This window comes from Bacillus cereus group sp. BceL062 (assembly GCF_051780025.1).
Lineage (GTDB): Bacteria > Bacillota > Bacilli > Bacillales > Bacillaceae_G > Bacillus_A > Bacillus_A toyonensis.
Map to the genome: position 1 here is coordinate 218,870 of NZ_JBPWGY010000006.1, position 13,027 is coordinate 231,896.

Below are 13,027 nucleotides of genomic sequence, written 5' to 3' on the forward strand. Positions count from 1 at the left end.
AATATACCAGATGGCTAGGTGCACAAAGGAGAATATATTAGTACATGCGCCTGGTACAACAGCCAAACCAGCTATTAAAAGAATGACTTTATCATTTTAGCCAAGAAGACTCCTTCCTCAAGGAACGCTAAGTGAGTAGGTGGGAGATGAATTGGCTAAAATGATAAAAGTGCCAATAGTAGCGCATATATTATTTAATTCATTTTTGTTTTTAGCGATAAGTTTGTAGTGAATTTTTACACATGTGTAAATGTGTAAATGTGAAAATGTGAACTTGTCCAAATGTCCACATGTGTAAATACAGTAGATATTTGTTGAAGAGGGCTATCGTATAGGGGTAAAGCCGATTCTTGAAACACTGGTAATTTCATATATTGATATACACCAAACATCTTAAACTGTGTCCAAAATGCATAAGGGTATAAAAAATGTATAAAACTGAAATGATGGTGAGCATTCTAATTATAAAGGAGTGTTCATTATGATAAATGACGAGTTAAACTGGCAGAAAATATTATAAATAGGAGCTAGTTCTTTGGGTTCTCCAATAGGTACAGCAATAATAAGCGAAATGTTTCCATCAGAAGATAGTGCTCAAGAAGCGGTGAAACAAGCAGTAGAAGAAATTTGTGATAGGGTTAAAAAAATAATTGACCAAGCTTTTTTAGATCACTATGTAGCTAACTGTGACAGTATTGCGAGACGTCTTCAGGGCTATCCAGAGAGCAGAGATGTAAATACTTTACACGGCATATATGACGATGGTTCAGATTTAGTATCAGATTTAGTACGTTTTGAAACGTTTGAAGGTATAACAGCCCTTGTTTACATTTGTACTTTGCATCTAACTGACATAAAAGCTCTTAGTGAAATTGACTCTGGGTATAAAGCTACTTTAAGTCGTTGTGGGGATGAGTATGCTGCTTTATGTGAACCACGTGGTGACAAATTAGTTTACTTTACAAATGTAAGTGTAGGTGATGCAATGTATGCTAATAGTGGCCTCTACGATATGATCACAGCTCCTACTACTTCTAATTCTTATCCTACACTCAAATACAGGTTTAATTTTGTAGATGAATGGGATGAAAATTTAGACACAAAGGTTCATATATATGATTCTGATCTTATATCACTAACAGATCCACTATGGTACACAGAATCTTCAGGTATCCCACGTTATAGATTAACCGAAGCTGGTAGAAATTCTACATCTATTCAAAGGGTCTATTTGAGTGCTAAAAATGAGATAATCTCACAGAGAGATACTTTCTTAAATGACAGACTAGAAATTACAAATAATATGCGTGAAAATATTCGCAAGGCATGTGATGAGTGGCGAAATCTTTAAATTCATAAGTGAAACGAGAAGTGAATTCCGACGTTTCTATGCTCCTTAACACACATTTAGGCATCTATTAAAATGAATGCCTAAATGTGTGTAACATTTTCCTTTCATCGTTTAAATTGGAAGGATTTTTAGTTATGGCGAGTTATTCTTTGAATCGTTTCCATACATCATCAATACTTCTTTTTCTTCTGGTGTTAAATCTTCTAATTCCTTAGCAACTCCAATTATTTAAAAATAAAAGTTAGGCTATGACCTGTTTTTACACATATCTCGGCTGTACGCCTATAGTAGTATGTTAGCCTTTATTTGTTAATTTCTCCTCGACGACTTATCGATAATATCATCAAAAACTTCCGTGCATCTTATAAAAAAATCAGTATCTTCACGAGTAGTATCATTATTGCAAATACGTTCAATCACTTCTGTTCCATATTCTCTATCTTCATCTGTTTTTGCTAAATATTTTTTATAAACTCTTACAACTAGTATTGCTCCTGTTTGTATATAATGAAGCTTCCTTAATTATATTATAATATAAAAATTTATTGTTATATAACTCTGATAAACTACATACTTGTTTTATGTATTTACAAAATTTAACTTGTATCTTTATTATTAATAAGTCCTGTCACTACAATGAAAATTCATACAGAAGAAATTGTAAACCAAGATGAGAAATCTAATGAAAAAACTTTTACAGTAGCAAATTCATATTTTCAGACAGTGATTGATAATACTGAATCAAATTGGAATGTGGGGAAATTACTTTATGATAGGGATTTGTATAATGCACAAGGGGAAAAGAGAGCATATCTATTTCAAGTTCAACAAGCTGAACGAAAACAAGGATATGTAATTGTAGGAGTAGTAGATGGTACATATAAAGTACTAGAGTCTGCTAGAGAAGGTACACATCCTTATCAAGGTGTAAATAAAGATGAGAGTATTTACTTAGGGCTATTATCTTATTATAAAAAAGCTACAAGCTCAAAAGAAATAAAAACAGCCAATCAAGTCAAAACAATGAATGTTAGTTGTAAGAAAATATAACTTCTGAATCATCCTTAAGGTGAATCTCGACTTATTTCCTACCGACATATCTTTTAACGTGTACCATTTGAAGTGTTAGAATACTCCGGAAGAAATAAATAATTCTAATCATAAAGGGTATTAATATTAATTTGTTTTTGGCAGAGGTTTTGATAATTATAAATTCAACTTTTCTATTTTTGGGACGTTTCATTTACAGAAGATAGATAATAACATAATTTTCTCAATAAGGCATTTTTTTCTTTTAATATAATTTTTTAACAATTCATGGTATATCTGTATTAAGGGGACCTTTTCGGTTGATTAGGGAGAAAGATTATAAAAATGATATGGGAGGAACAAAAAATGTCATTGAAAAAGAAATTAGGTGTTGGAGTGGTTTCAGCCGCCCTTGGCTTATCTTTAATTGGTGGGGGAACATATGCATATTTTAGCGATCAAGTGGTGACAAATAATTCATTTGCTGCAGGTACATTGGATTTAGCTATGCAACCAACTACTTCACTTAACTTAGAAAATTTAAAACCTGGGGACAAAATATTAAAGAAATTCAATTTAAAAAATAGTGGTACATTAGATATTAAAGATATCATGATGAAAATAGACTATACTGTAAACGATTTAAAACAGAATAACACTACAGAAGATTTCGGTAAACATATTAAAGTACAATTTCTTTTGGATTGGGATCCTGCGAAAAGCCCTGTATACGAGACAACTCTTGCAGAACTAAAATTACAAAGCCCAGAGATTGCCTCCAAAAAAGTATTTCATTCTAAGTGGACTGAAACAGGGGGATTAAAACCTGGGAAAATGGATTGGTTTTGGATAAAGTTTGTATTTGAAGATAACGGCACAGATCAGAACGTGTTCCAAGGGGATAGTATTGCGCTAAAAATGGAGTTCCAAGCCAATCAAACAGATGGACAAGAAAGATAAAATTAAGAGCATATTACTGGTAAAAAGTAAAACTGAGCTTATGCCTTTTAATTATTTAAAAAATTTTAGGTTATTTAAAATAAAACACAAAAAGAACTTGTAGAAATCCCTACAAGTTCTTTTTTAGATAATGTAAAAAAGGTTAAACAAACTATCTCATAATTTGAATCGGAGCAAACACTCTAACTACGGGTTGCCTTCATTATATATCAAATCTTAAAATGTGAAGTTATAATATTTGAAAATTATGTGAATTCGGAGAGAGAAAATAAAACCCTGATTATAATCCCTAAAAATATCCAAATGTTTTGCAATTAGACTATAAAAAAAGAGTCCTATTTAAGATATTTCTATAATGAAAAAAGACACCTGTGAAGGTGTTTTTTCATCTATTCTTATTATTCTAGGCAGAATAATATTTATAACAATGATAGGTTATAGGTACTCTTAGGTTAATGGCAATATGATAATCCCCATCAATGAACAAAACAATTTAACATGGTAAATAATATTTGGATGGGAGTCCAATACATATTATTAAAATTAAAGTGGTTCAAGTCGAAGGAAGGCACCTTAGGGTGTCTTTTTTTGTACATAAAAAAGCCTCACCATCTTATAGAAACAGTAAGTCCTTGAAAATAAACAACGATTGCAAATATATTAATTTTACATTAGATTAAAGATTAGCGAATATTCGTATACTAATAAAGTGCTAAATAGTAGGTGAAAAAATGGAATTTTACGATTTGGGTATTACCATTAAAGAAATTAGAATTAAAAAAAACATATCACAATCCGAATTATGTCATGGAATATGTTCACAAAGTCAAATTAGCAAAATAGAAAAAGGTATGATTTATCCATCTAGCATATTGTTGTATCAGTTATCTGAACGGCTTGGTATTGATCCAAATAATATATTTGCACTAACTCAAAACAAGAAATTAAAATACGTAAAAAATGTAAAATACGTAATGAGAGATTGCACAAAGCAAAAACAATATAAAGAACTTTATGAAATAGTAAAACAAGAAAAAAAACAAAATAATTTTCAATCAAAAGAAGATAAACAATTTCTAATATGGCATGAAGCAATTGCTATATTTGAGGTAAATAGATCAACAAAAACTGCTTTAACTCTTTTAAATCATGCATTAAAACTAACTTTAACCAATTCTGATTTTTTATCAGAAAGAGAAATAGATATTATGCAGACAATGGCTATATTTTATGCAGAACACAAAGAATATGAAAAAAGTATTAATATATTAAGAAGATGTTTAACCAATTTTAATAAGTTAGATTTTCCTAGAGATAAAGAAATTAAATTAAAAATCATTTTAAATTTAGCAAAATTTTTGGACCTCACATATCAACATGAAGAGGCAATAAAATACCTTGATAAGGGCATCAAATTAGCTATTAATCTAGACACTTTATACCTACTAGGTGAACTATACTATTTAAAAAGTCAGTATTTATTAAAGATTAAACAACATAATGAAGAAGATGTTGTTAATAACATGAAAAAAGCATTATTTATATTTGAACTAAGAGAAAAAGAACATTATATACAAATGATTAAAGATGAACTTATTGAAATACAGAATAAAAAACACTCATAATTTCGTAAAAACTACTTACAAATCCCACAGGAAAAATCCATATAGTTTTTAAACTTAAAACTATATTATTAAAATTAAAGTGGTTCAATTTAGAGGAAGGCACCTTAGGGTATCTTTTCTTTATGCATTAAAAAGGTATCGACAGCATTCCATAGAAAAAACAAGCTAAGAGTATGCAAGGTTTTATACAGTTTTTCGACGAACCCAGTAACAAATGAGAACCCTAAATCCGCGCCAGGATAAGAATGTATAAAAAAATGAATAGGGTTATAGAAAAAGAAAAAGGTGAATCCCCACTTTCAAAGGGAATTCGCCTTTTTCCTTGCTACTGATAATGAGACGTTATGTTAACTTCACATGAATACAATATACATGGACTTTTACATAGGTCTCGATAAGTATATGATGAATAGAAACATACAAAAGATGGTGAAAACATGAATACAGAGGAAAAGGAATTTGCAGAGAAAGTATTAAGGCATTTATGTTTAGGAAGTCAAATAGACGGTATAAGATTTGGATCTAATAGCCCTCTATTATATTTCATGCACTATGATGAAAGAGATGATGCTGATCAGTTATGGTTACATTGCGAATCAAGATGGATTGTATATTCGAAAGCCCCAGATACATACCCGTTATCTGAAAAAGAGATGGAGATAAAGACAGAAGAAGACCTATTGAAATCTGTCATTAATATAAGGAGAGAGAAGATAGTAGATATTCGATTAGGAGATGTTTCCCCACATCTTATTATCACTTTAGAATCAGGCAAGGTATTATTTATAAATGGACACCATCCTGAATACGAATGTTGGCAAATAGGTGATGGTAGAGACTATGGTGGAGGTGACTGGTCACTAGTTTCTGTTCCTGAAGATGGGATAGCAATTTGGACTCCAGATGATTTTAATTGACTTCCGCTTTCGAGAATTATGTAAATAAGCTGCCCATATGGACAGCTTATTGTATTTTTTGCTTAGCGTGGGGTTTTCCCGAAATGCTGGCAGTACTCTGAATATGTAAAGGGATATTAAAGTTGTTTAAAAATCATTATGCGACTAAAGGGGCAGTTTAGGGGAAGAAAGAACACCCTAATAATTTATAGAAATAAACAAATGTAATTAATTTTAAACAAGGGGAGATTATCATGAAGGATATTAATCTAACTATCGAAGGGCTTGATGTTCATTATTACGAATTAGGGAATAATGCCAAACCAACGATTGTCTGTATACACGGACTTGGAAATAGTGGGGCAGTCTTTTCTGAGTTAGCTGAATATCTAGAAGATGATTTTCATATATTATCATTTGATAATCCAGGTCACGGAGGGACAACTCCTTTTGTAAATGAAGATGGCTATCTATTTTCAAACATTGCAAAATGGTATAACAATGTATTCCAACAAGTCTTAAAAGATCCTTTTTATATTTTTGGCCATTCTTGGGGGGCTGATATTGCATTACACTATGCTAAAATGTATCCTGAAAAAATTAAAGGGGTTATCTTACTAGATGGTGGTTATACTTTTCCAGATTTTCAGGAAGATATGACATTTTCTAAAGTATATGATGGATGGAATGATTATATGGAAAATTCCTCTGTTTTCGACACTTGGACTGATGTAATCGGGGAATACAAACAATGTACAGAACGATGGAATGAAAAAATTGAACAAATGGTTCAAACACTTTTTAATAAAAAAGAAAAATATGAACTTATTAGTTCAAAGTTTACTGTATTATCTATTATTAAAGCATTTTTTAAAGAAAGTTTTACAACAACTTATCCTTACATAAAATCACCATTGATTCTAATCCACGCAACTCTTCCAGAAGATTTAATTAGCGCTAGAAGAACTGGAATCAACAAATTAAAACAATATATAGAAAATGTCACCATTGTTTCTATGGAGGAAACTGACCATATGGTTCATTGGGATAATCCTAAAAAGGTAGCTAATGAAATTCATAATTGGGTATCTTGTAGTCATTTTTAATGCCTATAATAAAAAGAGACAGGGAGGATTTATGTCCTTCCTGTCTCTTTTATTAATGTGGGTAACATGTGCCTTTTTCTGGAATGCAGGAAATCCCTACATTACTTTTTATTTGGATTTATTTCCTTCATTTGAATTTGGAAAATATCACTGTCTTTTATGCCCAAAACCAGCATCTCATCTTTTAATGAACGCCAAGGCTCAATCTTGATGGATTTAGTAGTTCTGTCCCGTAAGGTGTATTCATGAATATAATATGATTTTTCATTTTAAATCCTTATTAAAGGTTTAAAGAAATTCTGGTTATGATCGTTAGTTTTTGGATCATTATGTTTCTCGTGTATGGAGAAAGCCTGTTACAATAGTAAAGAATAACTTGGGTACAAATTGATAATGAAATGGGGAAATATGCTGGATGAAAGCAACCGGAGTAACTAGAAAAGTGGATGAATTAGGGCGTATAGTAATTCCAAAGGAACTTAGAAATACGCTTGGGATTAAAGAAAAATCACCATTAGAGATTTTTGTAGAAGGGGAAGACATCATTTTACAGAAGTATCAGCCTGGTCATGTTTGTGCATTAACAGGAGAAGTGTCAAATCGTAACATAGCATTAGCAAAGGGTAAGATCTCATTAAATACAGAAGGTGCAGAACTATTAATAAAAGAAATAGAACAGTACCTTGTCAAATAAGTGCTCCTTTCAAGGGGCTTTTTTATGGTTAACGCGATAATTTCACGTACCGTAATGATTTAAAAAACTAAAACAATACAATAATAGTCTACATTTAATCTTGTGTAGACTTAAACAGTTAAATGGAGAATGTATTGTATATTTGGGATAGATTTCTTGCGAAATATGTACCTAGAGCAGTATTTCGATTTAAATATGATATGATAGTTATATATTCGTTTTGCTAGTAAAAGGGGATGAGTGTCGATGAAAAACCACATAAATGTAAATGGAAAAATCCTTCAAACAAATAAAAAATGGTCACATCTCAAGCAAAGACAAAGGCAACATATTTCTAATTGGTTACGCAGAGAATATACACAGTTTGTAAAAACACATTATAGAAAACCTAGGAAGTATGAACATGATGAGATTCTTCATGAAGTGATGAATCAAATACAGGAACGTGAAATTTGGATTCCTAATGGTGAAGTAAAAAGATATTATTTAAGCAAAATAGGAAAATGGTTTAGAAAAATAGAAGGTGAATGGGAAATACAAATAGATCACAATGGAAGGCAGCAAGTATTAAAAGAAAAGTAGCTAAAAATAGGGGGGCATTTCATGTTTAATTTACAAGAAGATATGTATGAACAATTGAAAGACAAAAAAGGGGAAGTTACTGTATTTTTAAAGAATGGCGTTCCAGTACGTGGGCAGATCCTTGCAACAGATAAATTTACTGTCCTAATGATGGTTCGTGGTAAACAACAACTAATCTACAAACAAGCAATCTCTACACTTGCTATTTAATGGGTACCGCCAGTATTTCGGAAAAAACCCACGCTAAGAGTATGCAAAATTTTATACAGTTTTTTAGCTAAAACAGTAACAAACGAGAAACCTAAAACCGCACCATAATTGGAATGTATAAAAAGATGAATCGCTTTATAGAAAATAAAAAAGGGGATTCCTTCTGAGAATAAGATTCCGCCTTGTTCCTTGCTACCGATAATTGAGACGTTATGTATAGATTTCAATTGAAATATTTCAAATAATTATAAGTTGGTTTTTTGAAATGAAAAATTCTAAATTTATAGATAATTATCCCATCTCAGGGATTTGGACAAAAATACCTGAGTACAATGAAAAGAATCAAACCAAAAGCTAAAGGCTTATCATTTGATTTAATTTCTTGCCCCTTATCTTTCATCTCCATACTGATACCACACCTTTTTTTATTTTACACTTCTACTTCTTTTTCCTTTTTAATAAACCTTATAATTAAGTCTTCACCTTTGTATCTAGGGTCTAACTTAATCTCACCTTTATATTCAATCACCTTCACCTTATCCATGACAGTTATACCGTCATACAACTCCTGCTTTACCCATAACTTTTTAACTTTATCATCAACAATCAATTCTAAAGTAGGGTGTTCCAGAATAAGATACTCGGTCTCAACATGTCTCCCAAGAACAGGTGCTTCTATTGGTTTACCTTTCACAATTAGTTCATCGTTTTGATACCCCTCTATTACTGACAAGACTATACAAAACAATACAAAACAACCAAAGTATATCCAATTTTTCTTTCTCCTCTTTTTCTTATATGCTTCCAGTTCTACAATATACACTTCCAATTCATACTCTGTGTACCCCTTAACGTCTGTAGTCAAATAATAGGTTTTTCCAAACTTTTTACTTGTAAATGCTACATAGTCGTTTAAATACTCTGGGTCTTTCTCATAGTTTATAAATTTCTTTTCACCCATACTGCTACCCCTATCTATCTTCTTATATATCTATCCCTATTTGACATTACCAAGATTACGTCTATTAAAAATCACTACAAATAATAATAAAAACATCCCTATTCCGAACATAATAACATTGCTTTGAGTAATTTCTTGAGCTCTCCAATATGCTAAAAATATTAACAAACCATATCTAATTAAAAAAAGCGTACTAAGTCCAATCCCCAAAATTATATAAGGTGATTTTTTTCATATAATCACTCCCATTAAAATCCCTTTTTATCCCATATTAACACATGAAAATATGGGATAAAAAGCGATATTCTCTATTTTCCCCTTGTTTTTGGGTGTGAGGTAAGGGCTGGGGTGAAGTGAAGCGAGGGGCTAGCCCCTTTTCGTGTTATAAAAATATAGAGTAAGAGCTTATTTTTGAACAGTAGATTTAGGCGGTTCGGCAGGTACAATTACTAGTCCAGGTCGTACTACCTAAATCCTCGTTTTGGTATGTTCGACTTGGCAACATGCCCATACCTGCCGAATTTCGAAATGCAAGGAGAAAGGAGGAAGTTTTTTTGAGTGGGGTTCTCAAAAAATACTCTCCATTCCTTGTATGGAGAAAAGCCCTTATAGGGGTCACCATACATGCCCATCAACTTAAGAGTGAAAAAAACTGATCTTTCATTCAGCCGGATTAAAACATTCTCAAAATAGAAGTATAATCTTTAAAATGCACATACCAAATAAACCCTAACGGGTTTTACTTTTTTGATTATGTAATTTTCTTTTGTTTTCCAAGTTCACTATGCTCATAGACAACACCCATAATACCAAAGACTGTCTTTTTCTCATTTCTATGAGACTTCCGTCCATTCTTCTCTAAGAGGTGGAATAGGCGGATTAGAATCTTTGTCATTTCTATGGTGCTTTGTCGTATAGCTTGATACAACAGGTGTAAGTGATCTTGAATTATTCCAATCGCTTTATATTCACTTAATTCTCTTTTTTTCTTTTTCAAAAGAAGTTGACGCATTTTGAACATAGTAGAGGAGCACAGGAAGATAGCAATTAGCTTTCCATATAATTGGCACTCTAATCGTTCCTGTTTTACATGACGATAATGGTCTATTTTGAAAAGTGATTTCCACGTTTTAAAGATAATCTCTATTTGCCAACGTAAAGTATATAACTCATGTACTTGTTCCATAGGAACCCATTCCCAAGCTATATTCGTCACGTAAACGTTTAACCCAATTACAATTTTACTTTTCTCTGAGTATGTTCTATTTTTTGATTTTTCTTTTTCTGCGATCCTTGCTCGTCGTTTTTGAAGTTGTTTTTCTGTTAATCGATTAAATCTTTATTGATATTTTTTAAGTGTTATTTCTCGTTTTATAAAGAAGAAAATCAATATTTTATAAACATTGTAATGAATATTCAATTTATTTAAAGAAACCAAACTATAATAAAAGGTAAGGAACTAAATTAAGATTTATCCTCTTCTCTGATATTACTTCATATAAAAACAACTACTGATGAGATCCTCTTTATTCTTAACTTAATGACTACGTTAAAGGTTGTTTATGAGAAAATTTGTTCTCGTATATAGCGAGGGAAAAACGCCTCATATCTACTTACTCAAGTATCTCTTCAATTTCCTAATTTCTAAAATCCCTATTGTTCGCAATCCATTATAAGTAGTCATGATAGTACTTTAATTCATATTTAACTGCGTAGCTAATTCTCGTTCTAAGGGTAGAAAAATCTCCATATTACTTATGAAAATTAATTTTCTCAAATTGGTTGGGTGGAAAATCTTAAAAATGGCTGGTTTCATATCCCGCCAATTTGATTATGCTAATTACCAAAGGAAATATTTGGGGGTAATAATGTTATTCTCAAATAGAACCAAAATTTATTATCTTAAATGAACAAATCTGACTCAACAAATGAGAGGAGGAGATATAAATGACCTTTAGTAGAGGAAATGCCTCAATTATAAATGAAACTATCTCTGCAACAGGTGTTGGAATCTCTTGTGGTACATGTGGAGAGCTCGTTCAAGGGTGTATTAATGATCAAAATTTTATGATTACATTTCCTATACCACTCTATGCTAGCGCTGAAGCTAAGTTTATAAGTGGGGGGGAAATAAGTGTAATTCCTAGTTATAAAAATAAAGCTGTAAAAGCTGCAGAAATATTAGTAAGCTCATTAAGAAATTTAGGGATAGTTGATGAGAAGTTAGGAATTACAGTTAAAATCGAATCAGAATTAATTGAGGGGAAAGGGATGGCTAGTAGTACAGCTGACATTATAGCAGTTTGTCGGGCTATTGCAAATTTATGTGACTATCCTATCGGACCTTGGGAAATATCAAGTATTTGTACATCTATTGAACCGTCTGATGGTGTAATGTATCAATCATCAGTAGTGTATGATTTTTTTAAAGGTAGATTGCTTGAAGATATCGGACCATTAATGTCTATGCACTTGATTATTATTGATAACGGTGAGGCCGTAGACACAGTTAGTTTTAAAAGGGTACCTTATACATTTAATGAGATGAAGCAAATCTTGGAGGCTTACCGTTTAGCGACTTGTGGGATCAAAAACCAGGATATTGAGCTATTAGGACATGCTACTACAATAAGTGCTAAGGTTAATCAACGTAGACATTATAAAAGAGAATTCGATGATATTTTGAATATTCTTCCCGAATTAGGAGCGTACGGAATATCGGTGGCTCATAGTGGTTCAATTCTTTCTTTGTTATTTGATAGTAATGATGAAATGAAAATTAGGAATGCAAAAAAACGTCTTTCGAAGATGTACCCAGACGCAACTATTAGGGAAATTAAAATATAAATGAGGTGTGTAAAATGGTTCGGAAATTATATCTCCAAGATCCTTATCTTCAGGAATGTAACGCTACCATAACAAAAATAGAAGGTAATAAAATTTTCTTGAATCAAACTGTTTTTTATCCAGAGGGTGGAGGGCAGCTTGGAGATCAAGGGTGGATTGAAGGAAATGAAGTAATTGATACTCAGAAAACTGGAGGGAATCTGTTTTATCATTCTGATTTTCCAATAATTAAAGTTGGTTCAGAAGTAGCTCATGTTTTAAAAGAACCGGTAAAGGAACTACGTGAGGGAATGGAAGTTAAGGTGAAAATTAACTGGGATAGACGATACATGTTGATGAGAATGCACTCTGCTGCACATTTAGTTTATTATTATACATTTAAAGTTTTTGGAGAGATGTATGTTAAAGGTTGTCATATCGCAGAAGATAGAGCTCGATTTGATTTTTATAGTCCTGACCAACGTCTTGAGCGTGAAGGATTAGATAAAGTAGAAGAGTTCGCAAATTTAATAGTTAAAGAGAATCTTCCAATTAAAAATATCCCATTAAGTGAGGAACCAGAAGCAATAAATTGGATCTGTGGTGATATGCATATTCCCTGCGGTGGTACACATGTTAGACAGACTGGAGATATCGGAAAAATTTCTGTAAGAAGAAACTCGAGAGGGAAAAGTTTGGAGCGAATATATTTAGAAATTGGAGAAAAAGATTAATTTGAATAAATTAGGGAAACCTGCTTTAGCTCATTCACTTCTAGATAACTCTT

General features: G+C 31.8%; 12 protein-coding genes and 1 pseudogene. 11 read left to right on the forward strand and 2 right to left on the reverse strand.

The window, feature by feature from the left end; genetic code table 11:
- The first annotated feature begins 535 nt into the window (after nt 1-535).
- From ACS2MN_RS16250 to hfq, 9 genes are all read left to right on the forward strand, one after another.
- Nucleotides 536-1,351 (forward strand): hypothetical protein, encoded by an 816-nt coding sequence (locus tag ACS2MN_RS16250; protein WP_346994664.1) that lies wholly within the window; start codon nt 536-538, stop codon nt 1,349-1,351.
- A gap of 636 nt (nt 1,352-1,987) precedes the next feature.
- Nucleotides 1,988-2,401 (forward strand): hypothetical protein, encoded by a 414-nt coding sequence (locus ACS2MN_RS16255; RefSeq protein ID WP_098806269.1) that lies wholly within the window; start codon nt 1,988-1,990, stop codon nt 2,399-2,401.
- Nucleotides 2,402-2,746: 345 nt separating this feature from the next.
- Nucleotides 2,747-3,340, forward strand: coding sequence for a TasA family protein (locus ACS2MN_RS16260; protein WP_098806267.1), 594 nt, complete (start codon nt 2,747-2,749; stop codon nt 3,338-3,340).
- Nucleotides 3,341-4,071: 731 nt separating this feature from the next.
- On the forward strand, nt 4,072-4,965 hold the full coding sequence (locus ACS2MN_RS16265) for a helix-turn-helix domain-containing protein (RefSeq protein ID WP_098806265.1): 894 nt from the start codon (nt 4,072-4,074) through the stop codon (nt 4,963-4,965).
- A gap of 437 nt (nt 4,966-5,402) precedes the next feature.
- Complete coding sequence (locus tag ACS2MN_RS16270) at nt 5,403-5,882, forward strand: hypothetical protein (protein WP_098806264.1); 480 nt, start codon at nt 5,403-5,405, stop codon at nt 5,880-5,882.
- A 233-nt stretch (nt 5,883-6,115) separates the two neighbouring features.
- Nucleotides 6,116-6,967, forward strand: coding sequence for an alpha/beta fold hydrolase (locus ACS2MN_RS16275; RefSeq protein WP_098806262.1), 852 nt, complete (start codon nt 6,116-6,118; stop codon nt 6,965-6,967).
- A gap of 415 nt (nt 6,968-7,382) precedes the next feature.
- Nucleotides 7,383-7,661, forward strand: a complete 279-nt coding sequence (locus tag ACS2MN_RS16280) for an AbrB/MazE/SpoVT family DNA-binding domain-containing protein (RefSeq protein WP_098806260.1) — start codon at nt 7,383-7,385, stop codon at nt 7,659-7,661.
- Nucleotides 7,662-7,907: 246 nt separating this feature from the next.
- Nucleotides 7,908-8,243, forward strand: coding sequence for a transposase (locus ACS2MN_RS16285; protein ID WP_198130881.1), 336 nt, complete (start codon nt 7,908-7,910; stop codon nt 8,241-8,243).
- 21 nt (nt 8,244-8,264) lie between these two features.
- Nucleotides 8,265-8,453 (forward strand): RNA chaperone Hfq, encoded by a 189-nt coding sequence (gene hfq, locus ACS2MN_RS16290; RefSeq protein WP_098806257.1) that lies wholly within the window; start codon nt 8,265-8,267, stop codon nt 8,451-8,453.
- A 430-nt stretch (nt 8,454-8,883) separates the two neighbouring features.
- Here hfq and ACS2MN_RS16295 read toward each other — a convergent pair whose 3' ends face one another.
- Together ACS2MN_RS16295 and ACS2MN_RS16300 are read right to left on the reverse strand one after the other, a co-directional pair.
- Nucleotides 8,884-9,414 carry a hypothetical protein gene (locus ACS2MN_RS16295; protein WP_098806255.1) on the reverse strand — a complete coding sequence of 177 codons (531 nt, stop codon included), beginning with the start codon at nt 9,412-9,414 and terminating at the stop codon, nt 8,884-8,886.
- A gap of 751 nt (nt 9,415-10,165) precedes the next feature.
- Nucleotides 10,166-10,744 (reverse strand): annotated as a pseudogene (locus ACS2MN_RS16300) (transposase); the annotation flags it as partial.
- A gap of 617 nt (nt 10,745-11,361) precedes the next feature.
- Here ACS2MN_RS16300 and ACS2MN_RS16305 point away from each other — a divergent pair.
- Together ACS2MN_RS16305 and ACS2MN_RS16310 are read left to right on the forward strand one after the other, a co-directional pair.
- Entirely contained in the window at nt 11,362-12,261 is a 900-nt protein-coding gene (locus tag ACS2MN_RS16305) for a GHMP family kinase ATP-binding protein (RefSeq protein ID WP_098806251.1), read from the forward strand.
- A gap of 14 nt (nt 12,262-12,275) precedes the next feature.
- Complete coding sequence (locus ACS2MN_RS16310; protein WP_098806249.1) at nt 12,276-12,974, forward strand: alanyl-tRNA editing protein; 699 nt, start codon at nt 12,276-12,278, stop codon at nt 12,972-12,974.
- The last annotated feature ends 53 nt before the right edge of the window (nt 12,975-13,027 follow it).

What these genes read in the sequence shown, in the direction of transcription:
- ACS2MN_RS16275 (WP_098806262.1), top strand. Translation starts at nt 6,116, where the DNA reads ATGAAGGATATTAATCTAACTATCGAAGGGCTTGATGTTCATTATTAC.
- ACS2MN_RS16310 (WP_098806249.1), top strand. Translation starts at nt 12,276, where the DNA reads ATGGTTCGGAAATTATATCTCCAAGATCCTTATCTTCAGGAATGTAAC.
- hfq (WP_098806257.1), top strand. Translation starts at nt 8,265, where the DNA reads ATGTTTAATTTACAAGAAGATATGTATGAACAATTGAAAGACAAAAAA.
- ACS2MN_RS16280 (WP_098806260.1), top strand. Translation starts at nt 7,383, where the DNA reads ATGAAAGCAACCGGAGTAACTAGAAAAGTGGATGAATTAGGGCGTATA.
- ACS2MN_RS16260 (WP_098806267.1), top strand. Translation starts at nt 2,747, where the DNA reads ATGTCATTGAAAAAGAAATTAGGTGTTGGAGTGGTTTCAGCCGCCCTT.
- ACS2MN_RS16265 (WP_098806265.1), top strand. Translation starts at nt 4,072, where the DNA reads ATGGAATTTTACGATTTGGGTATTACCATTAAAGAAATTAGAATTAAA.
- ACS2MN_RS16295 (WP_098806255.1), bottom strand. Translation starts at nt 9,414, where the DNA reads ATGGGTGAAAAGAAATTTATAAACTATGAGAAAGACCCAGAGTATTTA.
- ACS2MN_RS16285 (WP_198130881.1), top strand. Translation starts at nt 7,908, where the DNA reads ATGAAAAACCACATAAATGTAAATGGAAAAATCCTTCAAACAAATAAA.
- ACS2MN_RS16255 (WP_098806269.1), top strand. Translation starts at nt 1,988, where the DNA reads ATGAAAATTCATACAGAAGAAATTGTAAACCAAGATGAGAAATCTAAT.
- ACS2MN_RS16305 (WP_098806251.1), top strand. Translation starts at nt 11,362, where the DNA reads ATGACCTTTAGTAGAGGAAATGCCTCAATTATAAATGAAACTATCTCT.
- ACS2MN_RS16270 (WP_098806264.1), top strand. Translation starts at nt 5,403, where the DNA reads ATGAATACAGAGGAAAAGGAATTTGCAGAGAAAGTATTAAGGCATTTA.